The organism is Arcticibacter sp. MXS-1, assembly GCF_041902385.1.
GTDB lineage: Bacteria > Bacteroidota > Bacteroidia > Sphingobacteriales > Sphingobacteriaceae > Arcticibacter.
On record NZ_CP169244.1, the window covers coordinates 2,452,453 to 2,479,412 of the forward strand.

25 protein-coding genes and 7 tRNA genes are annotated in these 26,960 nt (G+C 45.5%); 27 read left to right on the forward strand and 5 right to left on the reverse strand.

Annotation, left to right across the window (positions count from 1 at the left end; translation table 11 throughout):
* Window positions 1–562 precede the first annotated feature (562 nt).
* The 6 genes from ACES2C_RS10610 (at window position 563) to obgE (ending at window position 5,343) form a co-directional block, all read left to right on the forward strand.
* Window positions 563–1,474: an NAD(P)-dependent oxidoreductase gene (locus tag ACES2C_RS10610; protein ID WP_374163092.1), complete on the forward strand. Its 912-nt coding sequence runs from the start codon at window positions 563–565 to the stop codon at window positions 1,472–1,474.
* Between the two features lie 413 nt (window positions 1,475–1,887).
* Window positions 1,888–2,352, forward strand: coding sequence for a redoxin domain-containing protein (locus tag ACES2C_RS10615; RefSeq protein WP_374163093.1), 465 nt, complete (start codon window positions 1,888–1,890; stop codon window positions 2,350–2,352).
* A gap of 21 nt (window positions 2,353–2,373) precedes the next feature.
* On the forward strand, window positions 2,374–3,345 hold the full coding sequence (gene floA, locus ACES2C_RS10620; protein ID WP_374163094.1) for a flotillin-like protein FloA: 972 nt from the start codon (window positions 2,374–2,376) through the stop codon (window positions 3,343–3,345).
* Window positions 3,346–3,510: 165 nt separating this feature from the next.
* Window positions 3,511–3,584 (forward strand) — tRNA-Arg (locus ACES2C_RS10625).
* A gap of 61 nt (window positions 3,585–3,645) precedes the next feature.
* The gene (locus ACES2C_RS10630; RefSeq protein WP_374163095.1) at window positions 3,646–4,218 is read left to right on the forward strand and encodes an adenylate kinase; all 573 of its coding nucleotides are present in this window, start codon (window positions 3,646–3,648) and stop codon (window positions 4,216–4,218) included.
* Window positions 4,219–4,341: 123 nt separating this feature from the next.
* Complete coding sequence (gene obgE, locus ACES2C_RS10635; protein WP_374163096.1) at window positions 4,342–5,343, forward strand: GTPase ObgE; 1,002 nt, start codon at window positions 4,342–4,344, stop codon at window positions 5,341–5,343.
* 9 nt (window positions 5,344–5,352) lie between these two features.
* Here the strand turns inward: obgE and ACES2C_RS10640 are convergent, their stop codons facing one another.
* Entirely contained in the window at window positions 5,353–6,828 is a 1,476-nt protein-coding gene (locus ACES2C_RS10640; protein WP_374163097.1) for a lysophospholipid acyltransferase family protein, read from the reverse strand.
* A gap of 8 nt (window positions 6,829–6,836) precedes the next feature.
* A complete protein-coding gene (locus ACES2C_RS10645) occupies window positions 6,837–7,106 on the reverse strand; it encodes a GNAT family N-acetyltransferase (protein WP_374163098.1) in 270 nt (89 codons plus the stop codon).
* 263 nt (window positions 7,107–7,369) lie between these two features.
* Between ACES2C_RS10645 and ACES2C_RS10650 the strand changes: the two genes are divergently transcribed.
* Together ACES2C_RS10650 and ACES2C_RS10655 are read left to right on the forward strand one after the other, a co-directional pair.
* Window positions 7,370–8,281: a ComEA family DNA-binding protein gene (locus tag ACES2C_RS10650; RefSeq protein WP_374163099.1), complete on the forward strand. Its 912-nt coding sequence runs from the start codon at window positions 7,370–7,372 to the stop codon at window positions 8,279–8,281.
* The gene (locus ACES2C_RS10655; RefSeq protein WP_374163100.1) at window positions 8,281–8,808 is read left to right on the forward strand and encodes an adenine phosphoribosyltransferase; all 528 of its coding nucleotides are present in this window, start codon (window positions 8,281–8,283) and stop codon (window positions 8,806–8,808) included. Before ACES2C_RS10650 ends, ACES2C_RS10655 begins: the two co-directional genes overlap by 1 nt.
* Window positions 8,809–8,895: 87 nt before the next feature.
* Here the strand turns inward: ACES2C_RS10655 and ACES2C_RS10660 are convergent.
* Window positions 8,896–9,005 (reverse strand) — tRNA-Asp (locus ACES2C_RS10660).
* A gap of 804 nt (window positions 9,006–9,809) precedes the next feature.
* Here ACES2C_RS10660 and rpsU point away from each other — a divergent pair.
* The 19 genes from rpsU (at window position 9,810) to ACES2C_RS10755 (ending at window position 25,245) form a co-directional block, all read left to right on the forward strand.
* On the forward strand, window positions 9,810–10,001 hold the full coding sequence (rpsU, locus tag ACES2C_RS10665; protein ID WP_374163101.1) for a 30S ribosomal protein S21: 192 nt from the start codon (window positions 9,810–9,812) through the stop codon (window positions 9,999–10,001).
* 68 nt (window positions 10,002–10,069) lie between these two features.
* Complete coding sequence (locus ACES2C_RS10670) at window positions 10,070–10,675, forward strand: site-specific integrase (RefSeq protein WP_374163102.1); 606 nt, start codon at window positions 10,070–10,072, stop codon at window positions 10,673–10,675.
* Window positions 10,676–10,683: 8 nt separating this feature from the next.
* A complete protein-coding gene (locus tag ACES2C_RS10675) occupies window positions 10,684–10,947 on the forward strand; it encodes a tyrosine-type recombinase/integrase (protein ID WP_374166942.1) in 264 nt (87 codons plus the stop codon).
* A gap of 12 nt (window positions 10,948–10,959) precedes the next feature.
* Window positions 10,960–11,298: a ribosome hibernation-promoting factor, HPF/YfiA family gene (gene hpf / locus ACES2C_RS10680; RefSeq protein ID WP_374163103.1), complete on the forward strand. Its 339-nt coding sequence runs from the start codon at window positions 10,960–10,962 to the stop codon at window positions 11,296–11,298.
* A gap of 266 nt (window positions 11,299–11,564) precedes the next feature.
* A tRNA-Thr gene (locus tag ACES2C_RS10685) sits at window positions 11,565–11,637 on the forward strand.
* A 58-nt stretch (window positions 11,638–11,695) separates the two neighbouring features.
* Window positions 11,696–11,776: transfer RNA gene (locus ACES2C_RS10690), tRNA-Tyr, on the forward strand.
* A 90-nt stretch (window positions 11,777–11,866) separates the two neighbouring features.
* Window positions 11,867–11,939 (forward strand) — tRNA-Gly (locus ACES2C_RS10695).
* 81 nt (window positions 11,940–12,020) lie between these two features.
* Window positions 12,021–12,092, forward strand: a tRNA-Thr gene (locus ACES2C_RS10700).
* A 60-nt stretch (window positions 12,093–12,152) separates the two neighbouring features.
* Window positions 12,153–13,340, forward strand: coding sequence for an elongation factor Tu (tuf, locus tag ACES2C_RS10705; protein ID WP_374163104.1), 1,188 nt, complete (start codon window positions 12,153–12,155; stop codon window positions 13,338–13,340).
* A gap of 121 nt (window positions 13,341–13,461) precedes the next feature.
* Window positions 13,462–13,532 (forward strand) — tRNA-Trp (locus tag ACES2C_RS10710).
* 15 nt (window positions 13,533–13,547) lie between these two features.
* A complete protein-coding gene (gene secE, locus ACES2C_RS10715; protein WP_374163105.1) occupies window positions 13,548–13,742 on the forward strand; it encodes a preprotein translocase subunit SecE in 195 nt (64 codons plus the stop codon).
* 16 nt (window positions 13,743–13,758) lie between these two features.
* On the forward strand, window positions 13,759–14,301 hold the full coding sequence (gene nusG, locus ACES2C_RS10720) for a transcription termination/antitermination protein NusG (protein WP_374163106.1): 543 nt from the start codon (window positions 13,759–13,761) through the stop codon (window positions 14,299–14,301).
* A 113-nt stretch (window positions 14,302–14,414) separates the two neighbouring features.
* Complete coding sequence (gene rplK / locus ACES2C_RS10725; protein ID WP_374163107.1) at window positions 14,415–14,858, forward strand: 50S ribosomal protein L11; 444 nt, start codon at window positions 14,415–14,417, stop codon at window positions 14,856–14,858.
* 20 nt (window positions 14,859–14,878) lie between these two features.
* Window positions 14,879–15,577 (forward strand): 50S ribosomal protein L1, encoded by a 699-nt coding sequence (rplA, locus tag ACES2C_RS10730; RefSeq protein ID WP_374163108.1) that lies wholly within the window; start codon window positions 14,879–14,881, stop codon window positions 15,575–15,577.
* Window positions 15,578–15,579: 2 nt separating this feature from the next.
* Entirely contained in the window at window positions 15,580–16,098 is a 519-nt protein-coding gene (rplJ, locus tag ACES2C_RS10735; RefSeq protein WP_374163109.1) for a 50S ribosomal protein L10, read from the forward strand.
* Between the two features lie 58 nt (window positions 16,099–16,156).
* Complete coding sequence (gene rplL / locus ACES2C_RS10740) at window positions 16,157–16,537, forward strand: 50S ribosomal protein L7/L12 (RefSeq protein WP_374163110.1); 381 nt, start codon at window positions 16,157–16,159, stop codon at window positions 16,535–16,537.
* A 149-nt stretch (window positions 16,538–16,686) separates the two neighbouring features.
* Window positions 16,687–20,493 (forward strand): DNA-directed RNA polymerase subunit beta, encoded by a 3,807-nt coding sequence (gene rpoB / locus ACES2C_RS10745; protein ID WP_374163111.1) that lies wholly within the window; start codon window positions 16,687–16,689, stop codon window positions 20,491–20,493.
* Between the two features lie 81 nt (window positions 20,494–20,574).
* Window positions 20,575–24,858 (forward strand): DNA-directed RNA polymerase subunit beta', encoded by a 4,284-nt coding sequence (gene rpoC / locus ACES2C_RS10750; protein WP_374163112.1) that lies wholly within the window; start codon window positions 20,575–20,577, stop codon window positions 24,856–24,858.
* Window positions 24,859–24,930: 72 nt separating this feature from the next.
* Complete coding sequence (locus tag ACES2C_RS10755) at window positions 24,931–25,245, forward strand: DUF3467 domain-containing protein (RefSeq protein WP_374163113.1); 315 nt, start codon at window positions 24,931–24,933, stop codon at window positions 25,243–25,245.
* A gap of 44 nt (window positions 25,246–25,289) precedes the next feature.
* Here ACES2C_RS10755 and miaA read toward each other — a convergent pair whose 3' ends face one another.
* Together miaA and ACES2C_RS10765 are read right to left on the reverse strand one after the other, a co-directional pair.
* A complete protein-coding gene (gene miaA, locus ACES2C_RS10760) occupies window positions 25,290–26,204 on the reverse strand; it encodes a tRNA (adenosine(37)-N6)-dimethylallyltransferase MiaA (protein WP_374163114.1) in 915 nt (304 codons plus the stop codon).
* 23 nt (window positions 26,205–26,227) lie between these two features.
* The gene (locus ACES2C_RS10765) at window positions 26,228–26,884 is read right to left on the reverse strand and encodes a hypothetical protein (protein ID WP_374163115.1); all 657 of its coding nucleotides are present in this window, start codon (window positions 26,882–26,884) and stop codon (window positions 26,228–26,230) included.
* Window positions 26,885–26,960: the final 76 nt, after the last annotated feature.

Consider the following 26,960-nt stretch of genomic DNA (forward strand, 5'->3'; position numbering starts at 1 on the left):
GGTTTGCAATAATACGCTTTATCTTTGAAAATCAAATGGCTTGAACGAAAAGTTTTTCATTTTCATCGTGCTTTATTTTTGATTTTTTTTATCGCGAACACCTCATTTTTCAGTCCGTTCCGGCATTTTCCTAGAAACGGGATAAATCTTCAGCCGTCAATTCGGCTCCTTATCGCTCTTCCTCGAAAACCAGACGAAATTAGGGCTGTTCTCTAGAAAAGAAAATGATTTGCATCATGTATTCGTTTAAAATGCGTAACAAAGGCAAGAGGGCCGCGCTCCCTGCTGTTTTATTTCTATTGCTTATCGAGGCCGCACACGCACAACCCGCTGCTCAGGACGCGCCCTTGACGACCGAAGATAGCGCGTGGTACCTGCAGCCCTGGCTATGGGTTATCATTGCAGCATTGGTGATTCTCTGTGTGGTGTATTTCCGGCGGCAAGGTCGTAAGAACATAAGATCCGGCACGCAAAAAGGATTGCGCTAGTGCCTGCTTCTTATTGGTCCGTATGGTTTGGGTTTCCTTTGCACAGACAGCCTCATCGTGTATATCTTTATCAGATGAAAAAGATTCTGGTTACGGGAAGTAATGGTCTGCTGGGCCAGAAGCTTGCCGATCTTATAATCGGCTCGGGCCGGGCTGAGCTGATTTGTACAGCCAAGGGTGCGAACCGTCGCCCCGAACAACAGGGCTGCACTTTTGTTAGTCTCGATATTACCGATGCCCGGGCAACAGAGGACGTTCTTGCTGTGTTCCGCCCGGACGTGATCATCAATACGGCAGCGGTGACCAATGTTGATGCTTGTGAGCTCGACAAGGAACTTTGCCGTAAGGTAAACGTAGAGGCGGTGGCTAACCTTGTCAATGCTGCTTCCCGCCATGATATCCATCTGATCCATCTCTCCTCGGATTTCGTTTTCGATGGTCTTAACGGCGCTTATGCAGAAGAAGACGCCCCTTCCCCTGTCAGTTTTTACGGACAAAGTAAGGCTGATGCCGAGAAGCTTGTTCTAAGCTCCGACGCCAGGTGTTCCATTGTCCGTACTATTCTTGTTTATGGTGTCACGCCGGGCATGAGTCGTTCAAACATTGTGCTCTGGGTAAAGTCGGCACTGGAGAAAGGGGAGCAGATCCGGGTCGTAAACGATCAGTGGCGGATGCCTACTCTGGCTGAGAACCTGGCTGAGGCGTGCTTGCTTATTGCAGAAAAGGAAGCTTTGGGCACTTATCATATCTCAGGGGCAGAAATGATGTCAGTGTTTGAGCTTGCAGAGCGGGTTGCAGATTTTTGGGGTCTCGACCGTTCTCTCATTACTCCGGTCAGCTCTGATTCCCTGAATCAAACGGCCCGCCGTCCGCTGAAGACCGGTTTTGTGCTCGACAAAGCGATACTGGATTTAAATTATAAGCCCCGGAGCTTTATAGAGGGGCTGGCTGTGGTTGACCGTCAACTTGCATCTCTGCAGTCCTGATCCTTTAGCGCTTTCCAGAAGACGGTCAAGCTCCGGGAGCCGCTCCTCTTTTTGAGTCTGGGGAGCAGATGGGGCCGTCAAATGTTTGCGGCTATGTTTCAATTTTTTTACAGCAGCAGTTTTGCCTGCCGAGACAATAGCTGATTCATGTTCAGATACCTTAAAAAAAGCGGATAGGAGGGGCATCAGCGGATAGGTGCGGGCCGCCCCCTTGTCGACAGCTGGCAGAGCGGGGAGGCATTCGGGTCGCTTCTCGAAATGGCAACAGAAAGAAAGTTCCTAATGTATAAATTTAAGACTATCTTAGTCTCCAGGGAGGACGACATCGCTCTCCCTGCCTTTTCATTCGATTGCAAAAATCCGATCCTTATCGAAATTACTCACGATGAAGGTCTAAAAAAATTGTTAAAGCTATGGCAGTAACAGCAGGACAACGAGCACCGCAGTTTACCTTGTACAGCTCAGAACTCAAGGAAGTATCCCTCAGCGATTACGAAGGAAAGAAGGTGGTCATTCATTTCTTTCCTATGGCATTTACGGGTGTATGTACCTCCCAGCTATGTACAATGAGAGATGATTTCGGCTATTACTCAGGCCTGTCTGCTGAGATCCTTGCAATCTCGGTTGACTCTCCCTTCACTTTGGCCAGGTTTAAGGAGGAGAACCATTTTCAGTTTCCTCTTTTGTCTGATTTCAACCGCGAAGTTTGCCAGCAGTACGGAGCTTATTATGATGAGTTTGTGTTCGGTCTCAAAGGCGTAGCAAAGCGCGCTGCCTTTGTGGTGAACGGGAAACAGGAAATTTTATATGCAGAAGTGTTGGAAGCTGCAGCCGATCTTCCCAACTTTGAAGCAATTCAGAAAGTCGTAAATACTTAATTTAACTCAATACATTATTAAATGGATGCAAATTTGTTATTAACGGTCGTCGGCATCATCGTCGCCCTGTTCCTTTTTTTATATCTCCTGCCTGTTAACCTCTGGTTTACTGCTCAGCTTTCAGGGGTTCGGGTGAGCCTTCTGAATCTTTTTCTGATGCGGCTAAGGAAGGTGCCACCCTCCCTGGTCGTCAACGCCATGATCACTTCAACCAAGGCCGGACTTAATATCAACTCGAACGAGATTGAGACTCACTATCTTGCCGGCGGACACGTTAATAATGTGATCAAAGCGCTCATCTCTGCCGACAAGGCAAACATTCCGCTTGATTTTAAACTCGCAACCGCTATCGATCTTGCCGGTCGTGACGTTTTTGACGCGGTACAGCTCTCAGTTAATCCCCGGGTGATCAATACACCTCCTGTTGCTGCCGTTGCTAAAGACGGGATCCAGCTGGTAGCAAAGGCGCGGGTTACTGTGAGAGCGAATATCAACCAGCTTGTAGGAGGGGCAGGAGAAGAAACTATTCTGGCAAGGGTAGGCGAGGGTATCGTCACTACCATCGGTTCTTCTGTGAATCACAAGCAAGTGCTGGAGAATCCAGACCGGATATCAAAGACAGTGCTGGAAAAAGGGCTCGACAGCGGGACCGCTTTTGAAATCCTCTCCATCGATATTGCCGACATTGATATTGGCGATAACATCGGAGCGAAGTTGCAGGCTGATCAGGCAGAAGCCGATCTGAAGGTAGCTAACGCAAGGGCTGAGGAACGTCGCGCCATGGCCGTCGCCTCGGAGCAGGAAATGCGAGCCAAAGCACAGGAGGCGCGGGCAAAAGTAATTGAAGCAGAAGCGCAGCTTCCATTGGCAATGGCGGAAGCCTTCCGCACCGGCAATATGGGCGTGATGGACTACTACCGCATGCAGAATCTGAAGTCGGATACCGATATGAGGGAGTCAATCTCAAAACCTAACAAGGGCAAACAGTCCTAGATTAGCCGCTTTTTGTGTTTTGCCAGCCGGGTGGATTGCATGATAAAAGTTTAGATTGAAAAATAAGTCGCAGATAATTAGGGTCGTATCACATAAATTAATTAAAAAGATTTTTTTTTGTGAATGTATAGTTTTTCCTTCTATCTTTGCAGTCCATTACGACACGGACTTGTAGCTTAATTGGATAGAGCATCTGACTACGGATCAGAAGGTTAGGGGTTCGACTCCCTTCAAGTCCACAACCACATTTAAAAGCCTTTTCCCAAACGGAAAGGCTTTTAAAATTTAAAAATAATCCTGATGCTAAATCTTGTTTTATTTGGCCCTCCGGGCGCCGGTAAGGGGACACAATCTCAGAAGCTTATTGAGAAATATCAGTTGGTCCATCTTTCAACAGGGGACATCCTGAGGAATGAAATTGCTAACGGGACAGAATTAGGTCTTGAGGCAAAGAAGCTGATGGACCAGGGGATACTGGTTCCGGATCATGTCGTGATCGGAATGATCAGCAATAAGCTCGACTCTAATAAGGATGCCAAAGGATTCATCTTTGATGGATTCCCAAGGACCGTAGCTCAGGCGGAAGCGCTTGACGCGCTTTTAGCTTCAAAGAATACGGCAATCTCTGGAATGGTCGCATTGGAGGTTGATGATGACGAACTACAGAAACGTCTTCTTCTGAGGGGTAAAGACTCAGGGCGCCCTGATGATGCGAATCCTGAAATTATCCGTCGCAGGATAGATGAGTACAATAGTAAGACTGCGCCGGTAGCCTCCTTCTATAAGGAGCAGGGTAAATACCATAGTATTAATGGCATCGGAAGTATTGACGCTATTTTTGCTGAGATCACGAAGGTGATCGGCAACTTCTAATGATACATCTCGGGTTGGGAGTTAGAGTGTCTCCACGCTCAGGAAATAACTCCGAACCCTTTGCTGGTTTTTCTGTTTTAATCCCCAGGGAACATCCTCTGGTGTAAGTTTTAATATTCTCCAATGGCTCAAGGATCGAATTTTGTTGATTATGTGAAGATTTGCTGTCGTTCCGGTAGCGGAGGTCCTGGTTCTGCCCACTTGCACAGAGATAAATTTACTTCCAAAGGAGGTCCTGACGGCGGTGATGGCGGACGGGGAGGGCACGTGATGCTCAAAGGAAACAGTCAGCTCTGGACACTCCTGCATTTAAAATACAGGAAGCATGTTATCGCTGAGAATGGCGAATCGGGTGGAAGCGCTTTGCGTACCGGAAAGAACGGAAAGGACGAGATCCTTGAGGTTCCACTGGGAACAATTGCAAGGGATGCTGAAACCGGAGAGGTTTTATTCGAAATTACCAATGATGGTGAAACCCGGATCCTGACCCCCGGAGGACGGGGAGGGCAGGGGAACTGGCATTTTAAAACACCGACACTTCAGACACCGCGTTTTGCACAGCCAGGCGAGTCAGGACTGGAGCAATGGATGATCCTTGAGCTCAAGGTGCTGGCTGACGTTGGCCTGGTGGGCTTTCCTAACGCGGGAAAGTCGACACTCCTTTCTGTTGTGTCTGCTGCTAAGCCTGAGATTGCAGATTATCCTTTTACCACCCTTGTTCCTAACCTCGGCATCGTCTCTTATCGCGATAACCGGTCCTTTGTAATGGCTGATATCCCAGGAATCATTGAGGGAGCATCGAAAGGAAAGGGCTTGGGGCTGCGCTTCCTCAGACATATTGAGCGGAACTCTGTATTGTTGTTTTTGGTGCCGGCCGACACCGGCAGAAGTATCAGGGAGGAGTATGAGATCCTGCTGCGGGAGCTGGAGGATTACAATCCAGAGCTAATGCACAAACCACGGGTGCTGGCTATCAGCAAATCAGACATGCTCGATCAGGAGCTGATGGACGAAATGAAAGCTGAGGTTCCTCAAGTTCCTTATCTGTTTATTTCGTCAGTGGCGCAGAAGGGTATCACGGAGCTGAAAGACCTCTTATGGAGGGCGATCAGTAAGACCGCCTAAGCTGTCGCTCTATAGATTTTTACCCAATTTTTCCAGCATTTCTTTAGGGATCTTTTCCAGATCCAGGACCAGGAAGCCATCAAGGCTGTCGGCAAACTTTGGATCAATATTAAAGCAAATGATCCGTGCATTTAAAGCAATGTACTGACGGAGTAAGACAGGTACCTTCAAATGAGACCGTTCTACTTCTGAGATCAGACTGTCGAGGGACTTCAACGATTCATTAGACTGCAGCAGGAGCTCCGTGTCTATCTTCGAAAAATCGACCTTAAACTTCTTCCGCGGTTTAACCAGCTCGGCCATCTCATGGTCGAAATGAAACCGGGTGATATAGTCTACAATGAGAGACTTTGAAAACTTAGAAAAATTATTGCTGATGCTGACCGGGCCGATTAGGTACTGATACCGGGGATTGTTCAGTAAATACTTCAGGATCCCTTTCCACAGGAGGAACAGGGGAAGAGGCTTTTGCTGGTACTCTTTCCTGATCCAGGAGCGGCCCAGTTCGAGGCTCTTTCGTAGCACCGGATGAAACTGGTCCTTGATCTTAAAAAGACTGGCTGTATAGAACCCCGATTTTCCCATGCTGAAAAAGATCTCATCTCCTTTTCCAATTCGGTAAGCGCCGACAATAACCTTTTCCTGTGAGTCCCAGATGAACAAGTGATGATAGTAGATGTCGTAGCCGTCAAGATCAGACGACTTGTTCGTGCCTTCGCCTACTTGCCGGAACGTGACTTCCCGCAACCGGCCTATTTCGCGGATTACATTGGGGATTTTAGTAGTAGGGACGATAAAGACCTCGTACTGCTTTTCCTCCCACACCCGGCAGCAATCACGAATGCTTTCCACTTCTTTCTGCAGAATGTCAGTCGGGACCGCTGGGGCGATCGGCTCCGCTCTTTTCTTTATTTTAAAAAGGTTCCGGGGATTGAACAGGCGTTTGTCGTTCTCCAGACTGGTGCCGAGTGAGTAAGTCTTTGCCCTCAGATAGGCGAGGAGCTTCGTGGGGTTCGACTGGTAGGGCAACTCTCCCGAGGTCACCGGCTTTCCAATTCTCAGTCTTATCGTGTGGCCCTGCTTATTGAACAGTTCCGACGGCAGCTTTGCCGTGCGCAGGGTGGGATGGATCATGCTGAGAAGATTGAAAATAAGTCCGTTATTGCCGTGAAAGTAAATGGGTACCACCGGGCACTGCGCCTTGCTGATGATCTTTCCAACCACCGGGTGCCACAGTTTATCGGTAACCTGATGGATGTTCATCTTGTATGTCGACACTTCACCTGCCGGAAAAATGCCAATAGGGTATCCTTCCTTTAAAAGGTTAAGAGTGGTCTTGATTCCGCTGATGCTCGAAGAGTGCTCAATATTCTCAAACGGATTAACGGCAATGAAGTAGTCGCTTAGGTTTGCTATTTTCTTCAGCAGGAAGTTCGCCATCAACTTGGCATCAGGTCGTACTGTACAAAGTATTCGTAGAAGCACCAGCCCTTCTATCCCCCGTACGGGTGGTTGGCTATTGCAATAAAGGCTCCCTCGCGGGGCAGGTTCTTTAATTCTGACTGGTTAAATTCAATCTTTATTCCCAGTACCTCAAGTATCTTATCGATAAAGTCAACTCCCTGTAAATGCTGGGCTCTCGAAAAGGCCTCGTTAACATGGTTGATCTTCATAATTTCCATGAGGAATGAAGCAAGTCCCGGAAGGGGCAGCCGGTCAATACGCGTTGCCTTAGCAAACTCTTCTTTACTTATGACTTTCATTAATTACAAAGTATGCCGATCACTACAGCCTTAATAATAAAGGTGAAAAATAAAAAAAATACCTGACAGCGGGAGTTTAACTTTGAGCTTGTTCGTTAATTCAGCCATCCGGGAAAGGAAAGTGACGTTGTGCTTGCCTGCTCTGTGCTCGTAATGCATCGCTCGCGCCGAACAGAACAGCGGCAATCAGCAATAATAAGTGGGAGATGCCCTCGCCTGAAATTAAATCTTATTTCTACCTTAGTATTAAACTAACCTTATTTATGCTCAGGCGGTTCAAACACTATTTCGGTTTCACAAAAAAAGAGCTGAACGGAATACTGGTACTGTGTTTTTTGTTGCTTTTTGTTTTCCTGGTACCATATGTACTGCCCTTATTCGAAGAGCATGCGCGTCAGCAGGATATGGTATTGGCGGCTGAGGCAGGAGCCCTTATGGAGGTAAAGAAGGTGCCCGATGGAGGGAAGAGCGAGCCCTCTGCGAGAGAAACGCGCGAAATAAAGAAAATTGAGTATTTCAGATTTGATCCCAACCTGGCAACGCTTTCCGACTGGACCAAACTGGGGCTGACCGACAAGCAGGCACTGGTAATTGAGCACTACCGGGCAAAGGGAGGACAGTTCAGAAAGCCGGAGGATCTTAAGAAAATTTACTCCATCAGCCCCCGGTTGTATGAAGCGCTCGAGCCCTATATCTATATTTCGTCTGGTAGTGAAAAAGAGGAGCACCCTATAAAGCCGGCAGCGGGCTACCCAAGCCGTACGAAGGTGCAAACGGATATTGTGGTTGATTTAAATACTGCGGACTCGAGCCTTCTGGAAACGTTACGCGGCATAGGTCCGGTACTTGCTTCAAGGATTATCAGGTACAGGGACCGCTTAGGCGGATTTCATTCCAGTGAGCAGCTCTTGGAGGTTTATGGGATCGATTCTGCTCGTTACTCCGGCCTGGAGAAGCAGATAGCTGTCGGTTCCGCGCAGGTCCGTCTCATTAATATCAATACGGCAAGCTTTGATGATCTTAAGAGTAATCCCTATCTGAGTTTTAAGCAAATGAACGCCATATTACGATACAGGAAACAACACGGGCCGTTCTCATCCCTGGACGACCTCCGAAAAATAGCTATATTAAACGAGGAAATTTTGCGTAAAATTGCGCCTTATTTGAGTTTCTGATGATTAGTGAAAGACTGAAATCTGTAATAAGGGATATTGTGGATTTCCCAAAGCCGGGAATTGTTTTTAAGGATGTTACGCCTATATTCAAAGATCCCGTGCTTTGCTCCGAGATAGTGGAGGCGTTTGTGGATAGGTTAAAAGATACGCAGGTTGATGTCGTGGCAGGAATTGAAAGCAGAGGCTTCTTGTTCGGACTCATGCTTGCCAATCGTCTCGGAGTGCCCTTTGTGCCTGTTCGTAAGCCGGGCAAATTGCCTTATAGTATCGTCAAGAAGTCTTACGAACTGGAGTACGGATCGGCAACTATTGAAATCCATACCGATGCATTCGAGCCGGGAAGCCGTGTTTTAATTCATGACGACCTCCTGGCAACCGGCGGTACCGCCGAAGCTGCGAGCGATCTGGTTGCTGAACTTGGAGGTATAGTGGCCGGTTTTGCTTTTATTATTAATCTGAGCTTTCTTAACGGCGGACAGCGACTAAGTGCAGCTTCTGATAATATCATTACCCTGGTGGACTATTGATCTTTCCTAAACCCCGGAAAAAAAATAAGCCCTCGATGGGCGAGAGCTCAAACTAACCAATTATAAACCTAAATTAAACGAAAGGAGCTGTAGGGGAAGGAGTCGAACCTTCAAGGAGTGGTTAGCCCGTTTCCGGGTTTCCCGTATTCTCCGCCACCGAGACAAGGAGGTGTGTCTGCCTGTTTCACCACCCTACAGTGTGTTTTTTTTGTATATCTAAGAACTAATGACACAAAGATAATAGCCGTTCCTGAAAATTGCAAATTTTTTAATAAAAAAAATAAAAAAATGCGAGACCGGCAACGCGTTCGATTTTTTGTTGTGGTTTTGATAATGGCTAAGGCCGATTTGGTTTCGTTCCTGATTCTCTTCAAGTTTTCTTCATCTTATCTTTAAGTGCGGACTGAGTGCGGGTTGAGTCCGGGTTCACACCGGTATTTTGAGGGAAAACCCGGAGTAAGTCCGCACTCAGTCTGCATGGAGGCCGCAAGCATTTCGAACTTGATAATGTTCTGCTGATAAGCTGATGTACTCGTGAGAGGAAAATGATGGAGTGTAAATCTAAACAAAATCGCTGTTATCCCGGATCTCTGCTTTGCAATTGATGCAGGTGCTGTTTGGGAGGGTCAGGAATAAAAAAACGGCCTCCTTTTGCAGGAAGCCGTTCATCAACCAAACTAACTCAAAACAAAATCAATATGCAAACAAATCAATATGAATGTAAATAAGAGCAAAGCGTTATTTACCCTACAAAAATGGAGGTTATAACAGCTTTTTTATATGATGGAAATCAAGTTGTGCGAAGATTGTTGTCACTTTCTCTAAAGCTGAGATGCGCGGCTCCCTAAGAGGGAGGGGAATGAGACTAAAGAGTAAATAGCGGGGAGCCTGTCGAACTGATCGTATCTTTTTTTAAGGATAATTTGTAATTGTTTGATTTGGAATAGGATATTTTACATATCTTTGCAGTCCTTAAAAAAAGAGAGGAGGTATATAAGCATATGATTATTATCAACGTAAAAGACGGGGAATCTTTAGATAAAGCCCTGAAACGTTTCAAGAAGAAATTCGAGAAGACCGGTGTATTAAGAGAATTACGCAGCCGTCAGGCTTTTGAGAAGAAGTCGGTAGCTCGTCGTAACGTGGTTAAGCGTGCCGTGTACAAACAAACTCTCAACCAGGAAACTGTTTAGAATTTCTTAAAGAAACCGATATTTAAAACTATTTGTATATTGCATTTGCGATATGCAAATAGTTTTTCATGTTTATAGGGCGGTTTCAGAATTATTTACAATACGAAAAGCGTTATTCAGGTTATACCATTAATGCTTATATAAAGGACGTTGAGCAGTTTGCGCTATTCATCGGAGAAGAAGAAGCTGCTTTTTTAAAAGCGAGGCACCAGGACGTCAGGGCGTGGATAGTGGCGCTGATGGAAGAACTTGATGCCAGGAGTATAAATAGAAAGTTATCCTCGCTGAGGACCTTCTATAAGTTTTTGAACCGGGAAGGCTTTATCAATTCAAACCCCATGTTGTTGGTAAAGGCTCTTAAAACTTCCAAACCTCTTCCGCCTGTCGTGCACGATGCAGGCTTGAGCGAGCTGCTCGATAATGACACAGTTTTTTCAGATGATTTTTCGGGTCTACGGGATCGCCTTGTTCTCGAAATGCTGTTTGGCACCGGAATGCGGCTGGCCGAACTGCTCGCTCTTAAAGAGTCTGACGTTGATTTCTATGAAAAAAGGGTGAAGGTGCTCGGGAAGCGGTCAAAGGAACGGCTTATTCCAATAAACGCCACTTTAACCGCGGTGATCAGAAATTATATTGAGCAAAAAAAATTAAGAAGTTTGATAATGATTCATTAGTTTTGATAGTGACAGATGAGGGGAAGGCCGGTTATCCTAAGTTCGTTTACCGGCTTGTCAGAAAGTACCTCTCGCTCATTACGACGTCAGAAAAGAGGAGTCCGCATGTGTTGCGGCACTCGTTTGCTACCAGTCTTTTGAACAGAGGTGCGGATCTAAACGCAGTGAAAGAACTTTTGGGGCACGCCAGTCTGGCAGCCACTCAGGTCTATACCCATAATTCTGTCGAGAAGTTAAAATCAATTTATAAACAGGCCCATCCAAAGGCTTAAAAAGGAGGAAAAATGAAAATCACAGTTCAATCCATCCATTTCAACGCAGACAGGAAACTGCTCGACTTCATTCAGCGTAAAACAGAAAAGCTAGATCAGTTTTTCGATCAGATCTTAAGTGCTGAAGTGTATCTCAGATTAGAGAAAACAGAAGATGAGCAGAATAAAATAGTAGAAATAAAACTGACGCTACCACGTACTCAACTATTCTCTAAAGAGCAATGCAAGTCATTTGAGGAAGCAACCGATCTGTCCATAGAATCACTGAGGCGGCAGATCGATAAACACAAGGCTAAGTCGCGCGCTGTAGTAGCCGGTTCACGCACAGAATCTCAACTTGTTGAAGAGTAAGGGATTGTAGCGGATCGGTGTGCCATGTGAGTCACTGACATTTATAAAAAGGGGCCGGCTGGATTCTTCCGCCGGCCTTTTTTTAAAAAAATTTTGATCAATTGGTATTTTGTGTAGATTTGCAATCCCTTTCGGAAAGGTTCTAAATGAAGAAAACAACACCGAAAAGCGGATGTTCTTTAAAAAGAAAAAAGTTTTAGGAATTTCAAAAATAATGCATACTTTTGCAGGCCTTAAGAAATATAAGAACATTGAAAGTAAAATAAGCCTCCTTAGCTCAGCTGGTAGAGCAACTGACTTGTAATCAGTAGGTCATTGGTTCGATCCCGATAGGAGGCTCCGGATTTGCAATTCTGACATCAGGTTAGCCTGAGGTTAAGAAGGAGTAGGTCAGGCTGGGGAGATTCCAGAGCGGTCAAATGGGACGGACTGTAAATCCGTTGCTTCGGCTTCGAAGGTTCGAATCCTTCTCTCCCCACCGGTATTTTGATTGCGAAGTGTCTTGGTTGTTGAATCTTTATTGATACTCGGAATCAGGATGGCAAGTCTGAAAACTAAAATAAAATAAGCGGAAGTAGCTCAGTTGGTAGAGCGATAGCCTTCCAAGCTATAGGTCGCGAGTTCGAACCTCGTCTTCCGCTCATTTTTAACTAGCAGCCGGCAGTTTGTCGTTTGCAGTTTTTTTTATGAGAACTTGTAAATGAAGCTGCAAAGATAAATAAGCCGATGTAGCTCAGCGGTAGAGCACTTCCTTGGTAAGGAAGAGGTCATGGGTTCAAGTCCCATCATTGGCTCAGGGAAGGTATATAACAAATACTAATAAAAAATAATAACCTACTAATAAGTATAAAAACATGGCAAAAGAAAAATTTGACCGCAGTAAACCGCACTTAAATATCGGTACTATCGGCCACGTTGACCACGGTAAAACCACTCTTACTGCTGCTATCACTAAAGTGTTATCTGATGCAGGTTTGTCAGAGGCTCGTTCATTTGATTCTATTGACTCTGCTCCTGAGGAAAAGGAAAGAGGTATCACCATCAATACAGCACACGTTGAGTATTCAACTCAAAACCGTCACTACGCACACGTTGACTGTCCTGGACACGCCGACTATGTGAAGAACATGGTTACTGGTGCTGCACAGATGGACGGAGCTATCCTGGTAGTTGCTTCAACTGACGGTCCGATGCCACAAACTCGTGAGCACATCCTTCTTGCTCGTCAGGTAGGTGTACCAGCACTTGTTGTTTTCATGAACAAGGTTGACATGGTAGACGATCCTGAGTTGTTAGACTTAGTAGAAATGGAAGTTCGTGAGTTATTATCATTCTACGAATTCCCTGGTGATGATATCCCTGTGATCCGCGGATCTGCTTTAGGTGGTCTTAACGGCGAGCCTCAGTGGGTTGAAAAGATCATGGAATTAATGGCAGCTGTAGATAGCTACATTCCAATTCCTCCACGTCTGACTGACCTTCCTTTCCTTATGCCAGTTGAAGACGTATTCTCAATCACTGGTCGTGGTACAGTTGCTACTGGTCGTATCGAGCGTGGTGTTATCAACTCTGGTGACCCTGTAGAAATCCTCGGTATGGGTGCTGAAAACCTGAAGTCAACTGTGACTGGGGTTGAAATGTTCCGTAAGATCCTTGACAGAGGTGAAGCTGGTGACAACGTAGGTTTATTGTTACGTGGTATTGAAAAGACTGATATCCGTCGTGGTATGGTTATCTGTAAGCCAGGTTCTGTAACTCCTCACACTGACTTCAAGGCAGAGGTTTACGTTCTGTCAAAGGCTGAAGGTGGTCGTCACACTCCATTCTTCAACAAATACCGTCCTCAGTTCTACTTCCGTACTACAGACGTAACAGGTGAAATTTCACTTGCTGAAGGTGTAGAAATGGTGATGCCTGGTGACAACGTTACTATCACTGTAAAGCTTATCAATGCAATTGCAATGGAAAAAGGTTTACGTTTCGCTATCCGCGAAGGTGGTAGAACAGTTGGTGCTGGACAGGTAACTGAAATCTTAAAATAATCACGCTTCGCTCCCTGTGAGTTAAGTTTGAACTAAATATTAAGAGTACCCTGAATAAATTTTGGGGTACTCTTAAAATAAAAAGAGCGACAATAAGCTGATTGTCGGCTATAACCAATACACGGGCATAGTTCAATGGTAGAATAGAGGTCTCCAAAACCTTTGATCAGGGTTCGAATCCTTGTGCCCGTGCTTAAGTTTGCAAAAATGGCTAACGTAGTTGAATTTATAAAAGAATCTTACGACGAGATGCTTCATAAGGTTTCATGGCCTACATGGAGTGAATTGCAGAACTCAGCGGTTATTGTACTTGTAGCTTCTGTTATTATCGCACTAATGATTCTTGCGATGGATGAGTCGGCAGGCAATCTTTTGAAATTTTTCTACAGATCAGTTGCTTAACAAAATAAAGAATACAATGAGTGAACAACTGAAGTGGTACGTAGTCAGAGCGGTAAGCGGTAAGGAAAAGAAAGTTAAGCAATATATAGAGACTGAGGTTAGTCGCCTTGGTATTTCTCATTTAGTCCCTCAGGTGCTGATCCCAATGGAGAAGTATTATCAAATGCGGGACGGCAAGAAAATAGCAAAGGAACGCAACTATTATCCTGGCTATGTGCTGATTGAAGCAGCACTTGACGGGGAGCTGGAGCACGTGATCAAGAACGTGAACAGTGTGATCGGATTTCTTGGTGACAAGGGAGGAAATGCAGTTCCGTTGCGGCCCTCAGAGGTGAATCGTATACTTGGAAAAGTGGACGAAATGAGCCAGCAGGGCGAAACAATGAATGTTCCTTATTATGTTGGTGAAAACGTGAAGGTGATGGACGGACCGTTTAATGGTTTTACCGGCGTAATTGAAGAGGTGAATGAAGAGAAGAAGAAGCTGAAGGTGATGGTGAAGATCTTCGGACGCCGCACTCCTCTCGAATTAAACTACATGCAGGTCGAAAAAGAGTAATACCGAAAGGTAGTCGACCGGAGTTTAACTCTTCCCTCCTGAAATAGCAGATATGAGCTCAAATGTTACAGCTTCCAACTTACTAACATTGAGTAATAAATAAATAAACAAAAATGGCAAAAGAAGTCAGTGCGTTAGTAAAATTACAAATCAAGGGTGGCGCTGCAAATCCATCTCCTCCGGTAGGACCTGCATTGGGTGCTAAGGGTGTGAACATTATGGAGTTTTGCAAACAGTTTAATGCGCGTACTCAAGATAAGCCAGGTAAAGTATTGCCTGTTGTAATTACAGTGTATGCTGATAAGTCTTTTGATTTTATCATCAAGACTCCTCCTGTAGCTGTTCAGCTGCTAGAAGTATCAGGAGTTAAAAGTGGTTCAGCAGAACCTAACCGTAAAAAGGTAGCTTCTGTATCCTGGGAACAGGTAGAAACCATTGCGAAAGATAAAATGCCAGACTTAAATGCTTTTACTGTAGAGTCAGCTATGAGAATGGTTGCCGGTACAGCACGTAGTATGGGAATTACCGTAACTGGTAATGCACCCTGGAACAGTTAATTAATTAAATCAGTTAAGAAGTGGCTAGATTATCAAAAAATCAAAAAAAGGCACTCTCCAAGATTGAGGCAGGTAGGGTATATTCTTTACAGGAAGCTTCTGCTTTGGTAAAGGACATTACTACAACCAAATTTGATGCGTCTGTCGATATCGACGTCCGTTTAGGGGTCGATCCTCGTAAGGCAAATCAGATGGTTCGTGGTATTGCTACCCTTCCTCATGGCACAGGTAAGACTGTTCGCGTTTTGGCTTTAGTAACTCCTGACAAGGAAGAAGAAGCGAAAGCTGCAGGTGCAGATTACGTTGGTCTGGACGAGTATATTTCTAAAATAGAAGGTGGATGGACCGATGTGGATATCATCATTACTATGCCTAGTGTGATGGCTAAGGTTGGTAGGCTTGGACGTATTTTAGGTCCGCGTAACCTGATGCCGAATCCTAAGTCAGGTACTGTAACTACTGAAGTTGGTAAGGCAGTGTCTGAAGTAAAGGCTGGTAAGATTGATTTCAAGGTTGATAAGACCGGTATCATTCATACCTCTATCGGAAAGGCATCTTTCCCAGCTGAGAAGATCTATGAAAATGCTCTTGAAGTACTTCAGACGCTTTCAAGGTTAAAACCATCAGCGGCAAAAGGAACATATTTTAAGAGTATCCATCTCTCTTCAACTATGTCTCCTGGAATCGAAATTGAAACTAAATCAGTAGCGGGGATCTAGTCATGAGAAAAGAAGAGAAACACGAGATTGTTCAGTCCCTTACCGAGCAGATTAAAGAGTACGGGAACTTTTATATCACCGACACAGCAGATCTTACCGTTGCTAAAATCAATGCGATTCGCCGTAAGTTTTTCGAAAACGGAATCTCTCTTCAGGTTGCTAAAAACTCACTTATCCGCAAGGCTTTAGAAGCTGCGGGAGTAGAAGCGCCTGAGTTGGATGGCGTGTTAAAAGGTTCGTCTACTATTTTGTTCTCGTCTGTAGCAAATGCTCCGGCGAAGCTGATAAAGGAACTAAGGAAGACTGGTGATAAGCCGATTTTGAAGGGCGCATATATTGATACCGCCGTATTTGTTGGTGATAAGCAGTTAGATGCGCTTGCAAGCCTTAAATCTAAGGAAGAACTTGTTGGTGAAATCATTGGATTGCTGCAGTCACCTGCGAAGAACGTTATCTCTGGCCTTCAGTCAGGTGGAAACAAGCTTGCAGGAATTGTTAAAACATTACAGGAAAGAGGTTAAGACAGACACCTTAAAGTTCGTCACTTAAAAAAGTATTAAATTTTAAAATTTAAATAAAATGGCAGATTTAAAAGCGTTTGCTGAACAATTAGTAAACTTAACAGTAAAAGAAGTTAACGAGTTAGCTCAGATCCTGAAAGATGAGTATGGTATTGAGCCTGCTGCTGCTGCGGTTGCAGTTGCTGCTCCTGCTGCCGGTGGCGATGCACCTGCTGCTGCAGAAGAGAAGACTGCGTTCGATGTGATTTTGAAAGAAGCTGGAGGTCAGAAATTGGCAGTTGTTAAGTTAGTAAAAGACTTAACTGGTCTTGGACTGAAAGAAGCTAAGGATTTAGTAGACGGCGCTCCAAAAGAACTTAAGACCGGTGTTGCTAAAGACGAAGCTGAAGCTCTTAAAAAACAATTAGAAGAAGCAGGAGCTGTTGTTGAGATTAAATAAGCTCTCCAACGCGATTTAATAATACTTAGACTCCGGTTATTCACCGGGGTCTATTGTTGTTTGTATTGTACCCATTTTTGTTTGACTTACAAGATTGGGGAGGATCCCGAAATAAGTCACAGTTTATTATAAACTAAAATCTTAATCCATTGGCAAACAAAAATCAAAGCGAAAGAGTAAATTTTGCAACCAGCAAGCATGTGATCGATTATCCCGATTTCCTGGATGTGCAACTGCAATCTTTCAGGGAGTTTTTTCAGCTAGAAACAACCTCTGACAACCGGCATCAGGAAGGTTTGTTTAAGGTGTTTTCTGAGAACTTCCCAATCTCTGACTCAAGAAATATCTTTGTTTTAGAATTTCTTGACTATTTTATTGATCCTCCGCGTTACGATATACAGGAATGTATTGAGCGTGGCTTGACTTATAGTGTGCCCTTAAAGGCAAAGTTACGCCTTTCCTGTAACGACGAGGAGCATGAGGATTTTGAAACAATCGTCCAGGACGTGTATCTGGGAACAATCCCTTACATGACTCCGAAAGGGACTTTTGTAATTAACGGTGCTGAACGGGTTATTGTGTCACAGCTGCACCGGTCGCCTGGTGTGTTCTTTGGTCAGAGCCGTCATACCAATGGTACCAAGCTGTATTCAGCTCGTGTTATTCCGTTTAAAGGTTCCTGGATCGAATTTGCTACCGACGTGAACAACGTGATGTACGCATATATCGACAGGAAGAAGAAATTCCCTGTAACTACTCTGCTTCGCGCGATCGGCTATGACTCGGATAAAGACATCCTGGAGTTATTCGAACTTGCAGACGAAGTGAAGGTAAGTAAATCCGGGCTCAGGAAGTATGTGGGCAGGAGACTTGCTGCGAGGGTATTGAAGAAGTGGGTGGAAGACTTTGTTGATGAGGATACAGGTGAAGTTGTTTCTATCGATCGTAATGAGATCATCCTTGAACGTGAAACTGTTCTTGAAGAAGATCACATCGACATGATCATTGATGCTGGCGTTAAAAGCGTGATCCTTACCAAGGAGGACGCCTCTAACAATGCTGATTATTCGATTATATATAATACTCTGCAGAAGGATACTTCCAACTCAGAGAAAGAGGCGGTTGAGCATATCTACCGTCAGTTACGTAACGCTGAACCACCAGACGAAGAGACTGCGAGAGGTATTATCGATCGTTTGTTCTTCTCTGACAAGAGATACGATCTGGGGGATGTTGGCCGTTACCGTATCAACAGGAAGCTTAAGCTGTCTACCTCGGAAGAGATCAAGGTCCTTACCAAGGAAGACATTATTGCCATTGTTAAATACCTCATTAAGTTAATTAACTCGAAGGCCGAGGTTGACGATATCGACCATTTGTCTAACCGTCGTGTGAGAACTGTGGGTGAGCAGCTATATGCTCAGTTCGGTGTAGGTCTGGCTCGTATGGCTCGTACCATTCGTGAGAGGATGAATATCAGGGACAATGAGGTGTTCACACCTACTGACCTGATCAACGCGCGTACATTGTCGTCTGTCATCAACTCGTTCTTCGGAACCAACCAGCTGTCTCAGTTCATGGATCAGACGAACCCGCTGGCTGAGATCACGCACAAGCGTCGTCTTTCTGCCCTCGGTCCGGGTGGTCTCTCCAGAGAGCGTGCCGGTTTCGAGGTCCGTGACGTTCACTATACGCACTACGGTCGTCTTTGTACCATTGAGACCCCTGAAGGTCCGAACATCGGTCTGATTTCATCACTTTGTGTTCATGCGAAGATTAATAACCTCGGCTTTATCGAAACTCCTTACCGTCGCGTAGAAAACGGCAGGGTTGTGGTTGAAGAGCCTGTTATCTACCTTTCTGCTGAAGACGAAGACGGAAAGACGATTGCTCAGGCAAATGCCCAGTATGACGAGAAGGGAAATTTTGATACCCCTCGTGTGAAGGCCAGATTCGAAGGTGACTTCCCGGTTATTGAGCCGGAAAGGCTCGACCTGATGGACATCGCGCCAAATCAGATCACTTCTATTGCTGCTTCGCTGATCCCGTTCCTGGAACACGATGACGCCAACCGTGCGCTGATGGGTTCGAACATGCAACGTCAGGCGGTACCTCTTCTGCGTCCTGAGGCTCCTATTGTTGGTACAGGCCTTGAAGGACGTGTTGCCCGCGACTCCCGTACGCTGATCAACGCTGAAGGAAGTGGTGTGGTTGAATACGTAGACGCAAACGAAATCAAGATCCGTTACGACCGTAACGAGGATGATCGTTTGGTTTCATTTGAAGGTGAAACCAAGTCGTACAGTCTGATTAAGTTTAAGAAGACCAACCAGAGCACATGTATCAATCTGAAGCCTATTGTTAAGAGAGGCCAGCGGGTTGAAAGAGGACAGGTGCTTTGCGAAGGCTACGCTACCCAGGATGGAGAGCTTGCTCTTGGACGGAATATGAAGGTGGCATTCATGCCATGGCAGGGATATAACTTTGAGGATGCGATCGTAATTTCTGAACGCGTAGTATCCCAGGATATCTTTACATCACTCCACATCGAAGAGTTTGAGCTTGAGGTTCGTGATACAAAGCGGGGAGAAGAAGAGCTTACTCCGGATATTCCGAATGTTTCCGAAGAGGCTACAAAAGACCTTGACGAGAACGGTATCATCAGGATTGGGGCTGAAGTGAAAGAAGGAGACATCCTGATCGGTAAGATCACACCTAAGGGTGAGTCTGATCCTTCTCCGGAAGAGAAACTTCTTCGCGCTATCTTCGGTGATAAAGCTGGAGATGTAAAGGATGCATCGTTAAAGACTCCTCCTTCAATCAGTGGAGTAGTAATTGATACGAAGCTCTTCTCTCGCGCCAAAAAGACTTCTAAAGCAGAAGAGAAAGCTCAGCTTGACAAGCTTGACGCGGCTCACGACAGAGCTGTAAAGCATCTGAAGGAGACCCTTATTGACAAGCTGTTTACCATTGTGAATGGTAAGACTTCTCAGGGAGTATTCAACGTGTACAAGGAGCTGCTGATTCCAAAGGGAGCGAAATTTACGCAGAAGATGCTTGCTGAGCTGGAGTATAGCAATATCAATCCGACCAAGTGGACTACCGACGAAGATAAGAATGAGCTGATCAAACAGCTGTTGCATAACTATAACATCAAGCTTAACGAAGAGCTCGGTGCTTACAAGCGTGATAAGTTTGCGATCAGCGTGGGAGATGAGCTTCCTTCTGGTATTGTCCAGATGGCAAAAGTATATATCGCCAAGAAACGTAAGTTGCGTGTAGGGGATAAGATGGCAGGACGCCACGGAAATAAGGGTATTGTTGCCCGTATTGTGCGCGATGAAGATATGCCATTCCTGGAAGACGGAACACCTGTAGATATCGTATTGAACCCGCTTGGGGTACCTTCGCGTATGAACCTGGGGCAGATCTACGAAACTGTTCTCGGATGGGCTGGTAAGGAGTTAGGGCTTAAGTTTGCTACTCCTATCTTCGACGGGGCGACTCACGAAGAAGTGGAAGAGTGGGTTGCTAAAGCCGGCCTTCCTGCATCAGGCCGTACGTATCTGTACAATGGTTTGACCGGTGAGCGTTTTGACCAGCCGACTACGGTAGGTATCATCTACATGTTGAAGCTGGGACACATGGTTGACGATAAGATGCACGCCCGTTCAATCGGTCCGTACTCGCTTATCACTCAGCAGCCGCTCGGTGGTAAGGCTCAGTTCGGGGGACAGCGTTTCGGGGAAATGGAAGTTTGGGCACTCGAGGCATTCGGTGCATCTAACATTCTTCAGGAAATCCTTACCGTTAAGTCTGACGACGTGGTAGGACGCGCTAAAACATACGAAGCGATTGTTAAAGGTGAAAACCTTCCAACGCCATCAGTTCCGGAATCATTCAACGTATTGGTTCACGAACTAAGAGGTTTAGGTTTGGATATCACGTTAGACTAAGTAAAGTTATAAGTTGTATGTTATAAGTTGTAAGACTTATACGTACAACTTTCAACTTAAAACTTACAACTTAAAAGAGCTATGTCTTATAAAAAGGATAATAAAATTAAAAGTAACTTCACATCAATTACGATCAGTCTGGCCTCTCCTGAGTCTATTCTTGAGCGTTCAAGCGGTGAAGTTTTAAAGCCGGAGACTATCAATTACCGTACTTACAAGCCGGAGCGTGATGGTCTGTTCTGCGAGCGTATTTTCGGTCCGGTTAAGGATTATGAATGTCATTGCGGTAAGTACAAGCGGATCCGTTACAAAGGCATCGTGTGTGACCGCTGCGGGGTAGAGGTGACTGAGAAGAAAGTACGTCGTGAGCGTATGGGACACATCAACCTTGTTGTTCCTGTTGCTCATATCTGGTATTTCCGCTCACTTCCAAATAAGATCGGTTATCTTTTAGGTCTTCCGACCAAGAAGCTCGACCTGATCATTTATTACGAACGTTACGTTGTAATTCAGCCGGGCATTAAGGAAGCTGATGGTATTAACAAGATGGACTTCCTGACAGAGGAAGAATATCTTGATATCCTGGATACGCTTCCAAAGGAAAATCAATACCTGGACGATAAAGACCCTCAGAAATTCGTTGCCAAGATGGGTGCTGAGGCGCTTGAGGAATTGCTCAAGAGACTTGATCTTGATCAGCAGTCGTATGATCTCCGTCACCAGGCAGCTAATGAAACGTCTCAGCAGCGTAAGAATGAAGCGTTAAAGCGCTTACAGGTAGTCGAGGCCTTCCGCAGTGCACAGGAGAATATTGAAAACCGTCCCGAATGGATGATCGTGAAGATTGTTCCTGTTATTCCGCCGGAGTTACGCCCGCTGGTTCCTCTGGAAGGTGGTCGTTTTGCTACGTCTGACCTTAACGATCTTTACCGCCGGGTGATTATCCGTAACAATCGTCTGAAAAGACTGATTGAAATCAAAGCACCTGAAGTGATCTTGCGTAACGAAAAGCGTATGTTACAGGAAGCTGTTGACTCGCTGTTCGATAACTCACGTAAGGTGAACGCAGTAAAGACTGAAGGTAACCGTGCTTTAAAGTCGCTGTCAGATATATTGAAAGGCAAGCAGGGCCGTTTCCGTCAGAACCTCTTAGGTAAACGTGTTGACTATTCTGCACGTTCAGTGATTGTGGTTGGACCAAGCCTGAAGCTCCATGAGTGTGGTCTGCCAAAAGATATGGCCGCTGAGCTATTCAAACCATTTATCATTCGTAAGATGATTGAAAGGGGAGTAGTAAAGACGGTAAAATCAGCAAAAAAGATCGTAGACAGAAAGGATCCTATCGTTTGGGACATTCTTGAGAATGTACTGAAGGGTCACCCGGTTCTGTTAAACCGTGCTCCTACGCTACACCGTCTGGGTATCCAGGCATTCCAGCCTAAGCTCGTTGAAGGTAAGGCTATCCAGTTGCACCCGCTTGTGTGTACAGCGTTTAACGCCGACTTTGACGGTGACCAGATGGCGGTACACGTTCCTCTTGGAAACGCTGCGATACTGGAAGCTCAGGTCCTGATGCTTGCATCGCACAATATCCTCAACCCGGCTAATGGTACTCCGATCACTGTGCCGTCTCAGGACATGGTACTTGGTCTTTATTATATTACCAAAGGTCGTAAAACGGATGAGAAGCGTGTAGTTAAAGGAGAAGGGCAGATATTCTACTCTGCAGAAGAAGTAATTATAGCATATAACGAGAAGAAGCTTGACCTGCATGCTTTCATCAAGGTGAAGGCAAATGTGAAGGAAGAAGATGGCTCTATCGTAAGCAAACTTATCGATACAACTGTTGGACGTGTCCTCTTCAACCAGGTAGTTCCTGAAGAAGTAGGTTATATCAATGAGTTGCTGACCAAGAAGTCACTCCGCGATATTATCGGTGAAGTGGTTAAGATCACCGGTATGGCGAGAGCTGCACAATTCCTTGACGATATTAAGGAACTGGGCTTCCAGATGGCATTCCGCGGAGGTCTTTCCTTCAACCTTCAGGATCTTAACATCCCTGAAGCGAAAGTGAAGCTCATCGAGCAGGCATCGAGGGAAGTTGAAGAAGTAATGAATAACTATAACATGGGATTCATTACCAACAACGAAAGATATAACCAGATCATCGACATCTGGACCCGTATCAACAACCGTTTGACGGCAAACGTGATGGAGATCCTGTCAACAGATAACCAGGGCTTCAACTCTGTGTTCATGATGCTTGACTCAGGAGCCCGTGGTTCTAAGGAGCAGATCCGTCAGCTGTGTGGTATGCGTGGTCTGATGGCTAAGCCTCAGAAGTCTGGTTCTGGTGGTGAGATCATTGAAAACCCGATCCTTTCTAACTTTAAGGAAGGTCTTTCAGTTCTCGAATACTTCATCTCTACACACGGTGCCCGTAAAGGTCTTGCGGATACGGCTCTTAAGACAGCGGATGCTGGTTACCTGACCCGTCGTCTGCATGACGTTGCCCAGGATATGATCGTTGGAGAAACTGATTGTGGTACGCTGAGAGGTATCTACACCACTGCACTGAAAGATAACGAGGACATTGTTGAACCACTTTACGAACGTATCCTTGGCAGAACTTCATTACATGATGTATTCGATCCTATATCGGGCGAATTACTTGTAGCGGCGAACCAGGACATTGACGAGGAAGTTGCTCATCGTATCGATCACTCTGCCCTTGAAGGCATAGAAATCCGGTCGGTATTGACCTGCGAAAGCAAGCGCGGTGTTTGTGCTCTTTGTTACGGAAGAAACCTGGCAACAGGTAAGAGAGTTCAGGCCGGAGAGGCCGTCGGTGTAATTGCTGCACAGTCTATCGGGGAACCTGGTACCCAGCTGACCCTTCGTACATTTCACGTCGGTGGTACTGCATCTAACATCGCAGCTGAATCTCAGATCAATGCCAAATTTGAGGGTATTATCGAATTTGAGAACATCAGAAGTGTTCCTTACGAGACAGAAGAAGGTCCGGTTGAGGTAGTGCTGGGCCGTTCAGGCGAGTTCCGCATCATAGAGCCCGCCAGCAGACGTGTTATTATGACTAATAACATTCCTTACGGTTCTTACCTCTATGTAAAAGAAGGAGATAAAGTAACAAAAGGCGACAGAATCTGTAGCTGGGATCCGTACAACGCGGTTATCATTTCGGAATACAGTGGACGTATTGAATTTGAAAGCGTTATTGAAGGCGTTACCTTCCGTGAAGAGTCTGACGAACAGACTGGTCACAGAGAAAAGGTAATCATCGATACTCGTGATAAGACTAAGAACCCTGTTATTCGTATCACTGACAATCAAGGGAATACGATCAAGGGATACAACATTCCGGTAGGAGCACACATCGCAGTAGACGAAGCGGTTACTGTAAAGATGGGTGAGGTGATCGCGAAGATCCCTCGTTCAACAGGAAAGACACGGGATATCACCGGCGGTCTGCCTCGTGTAACTGAGTTGTTTGAGGCTCGTAATCCTTCAAATCCGGCTGTTGTAACAGAAATCGACGGGGTTGTAACTCTCGGAGGCGTGAAGCGCGGTAACCGCGAGATATCGATCGAGTCGAAGGATGGTCAGGTGAAGAAGTACCTTGTTCCGTTGTCAAAGCATATCCTGGTACAGGACAATGACTTTGTAAAGGCCGGTATGCCTCTGTCGGACGGTTCAATCTCTCCTGCTGATATTCTGGCGATCAAAGGACCTGCGGCAGTTCAGGAATACCTGGTAAATGGTATTCAGGAAGTTTACCGTCTGCAGGGGGTTAAGATCAATGACAAGCACTTTGAAGTGATTGTTCACCAGATGATGCAGAAAGTACAGATTGAAGATCCAGGAGATACTCGTTTCCTTGAGAAGGATGCAGTAGATCGTTGGGACTTCATGATGGAGAATGACGAGATTTATGACAAAAAGGTGGTTACCGATCCAGGCGACTCTACTAATATGAAGCCTGGTCAGATTATATCGGTAAGGAAACTAAGAGAAGAAAACTCTCTTCTTAAACGTCGCGATATGAAGCTGGTTGAAGCGAGGGATGCTATCCCGGCAACTTCCAGCCCGATCCTTCAGGGTATTACCCGGGCATCACTGGGAACTAAGTCGTTCATCTCTGCTGCATCATTCCAGGAAACTACCAAAGTACTGAATGAAGCGGCGATCAGTGGTAAGCGCGATAGCTTATTGGGTCTGAAAGAGAACGTAATTGTAGGTCACCTGATCCCTTCAGGTACTGGGTTACGAGGCTACGAACGAATCATCGTAGGTTCTCAGGAAGAGTACGATAAGCTGATGGCTTCCAAGCAGGAGGAGACAGTTTAACAGTCGATCCTCTTTTTAACAAAACTTTTACAGAGTCCTCCTGTTATAGGAGGACTTTTTTATTTTTACGTCATGGAAGAACAGAACTTAGACAATCAGCTAAATATCGAGCTATCGGAAGATGTTGCGGAAGGAACTTACTCGAACCTTGCGGTCATCACGCACTCCAACACCGAGTTTGTGGTTGATTTCATACGGGTAATGCCGGGCGTGCCAAAGGCGAAAGTTAAGGCCAGGATAGTGCTTACACCGGAACATGCGAAAAGACTTTTAAATGCGCTGGAGGACAATATAGAGAAGTTTGAAGCAGTGAATGGCCGGATTAAGATACCGGAAGAGAATAACGGCTTTCCGATGAACTTTGGAGGTCCGACAGCGCAAGCTTAGTCGGTGTTCTCGCATGAAGGGGAAAGAAGGCGTTGAAGGGCCTTCTACACGTCGGAACGATCTATATAAGCGAGCACTTGCTCAAACTGTGAGGGATCGAACCATTCAATCCCCGGATCTTTTCTAAACCAAGTTAATTGTCTTTTAGCAAATCTCCTCGTATTCTGTTTGATTTTCTCTACGGCTTCGGGGAGCGTGACTTGGTTATCAAAAAAGTCGAATAGTTCAGTATAGCCCACCGTATTCAAGGCATTTGAGGACCGGAAGGGCATCAGCGATTTTACTTCATCTAACAGCCCTTCCCGTATCATGTTATCAACGCGCTTGTTGATGCGTTCATATAACACCTCACGGGGCTGGTTCAGTCCAATTTTTACGGTCTTGAAGGCTCTGGCTTTCTTTTCATCCTTCCTGAAGGCAGAGAAAGGTTTTCCCTCGCTGATGCAGACTTCAAGGGCCCTTATTACTCTTTGCGGATTATTCAGATCTACCTCCTTGTAATACTCGGGATCAAGTTCTTTAAGCCTGTTCTGCAAGGTGCCTAAGCCGCTCTCTACAAGCACGCTGTTCAGCTCTTCCCTTACTCCCGGCTTAACTTCCGGTAAGCTGTCAAATCCATCGGTTATTGCTTTGATAAAGAGTCCCGACCCGCCGACAAGAATTACCTGGTCCTTTTGCTTGAAAAGCTCATCAAGCAATCGCAATCCGTCCAGTTCAAAGTCGCCAGCTGTATAGGTATCTGATATCGAGAGTGAATCGATGAAGTGGTGTTTGACCAGATTGAGTTCTTCCTGAGACGGCTTGGCTGTGCCAATACTCATCTCCCTGTAAAACTGCCGGGAGTCGGCCGATAGAATTTCTGTCCGGAGGTGAAGTGCCAGCCTGATAGCGAGGTCTGTTTTACCGACGGCTGTCGGGCCAGCAATTACAATTAGTCTCTTTTGAGGATAATAAGTCATGAGAAGGCCTTCGCAGGCTCATACTAGTAGTCTTCTTTGTTGTTATAGTCGTCAGAATCGTAGTTCTCATTATCGGAGAATTCGTCCATGAATTCGTCTTTTTCTTCCTCCTCTTCATCTTCCTGCCCATGAACAGTTCCAGACAGCTCGTCAACAGATTCCACCGTTTCCATGTCTTCTGTATCCTCTTCTCCGAATCCGTATTCAGTATCATTGAGGAAGTCCTCATCGTCAGAGTCAGCAGAAGCCGCAGCCGGAGCTACAACAGGGCCGGTGGCTTTAGGTGCATCCCCTACAGCGCGAACTACGTATGGATATTCCTTTCCTGCTTCGTCATCGAGGATTTTAACTAACTCAACATGGAAGTCGAACGGACGGTCGAAGTTATATATGTAATAAAATTTCTGATGAGGATCATCAATAAACCTGCTCAGTTTGGTTCCTTTCATGAGCGTAACGCCTCTGTCTATCTTTCTTTGACTGGGCAGCAAGGCGATCTCGTCTCCTTTGATCCATTGATCATTGCTGACAAAGAATGACGACGATTGCTCAGGATTGTAACCTGTGCTTTTGTGAATAGCAAGATGCAGATCCTCAAATGTTTGAGTTGATTTGATGTCTATATCCCTAACTACATCATCGTAATCTTCAAAAGAAACCCTGAACCTGTAAATAGCCATGTTTTGTTGTGATTATTTTGCGAAATAAAAAAATCGGCGTAACAATAACGCCTTTTTTATAAGAATGTTTGAATTT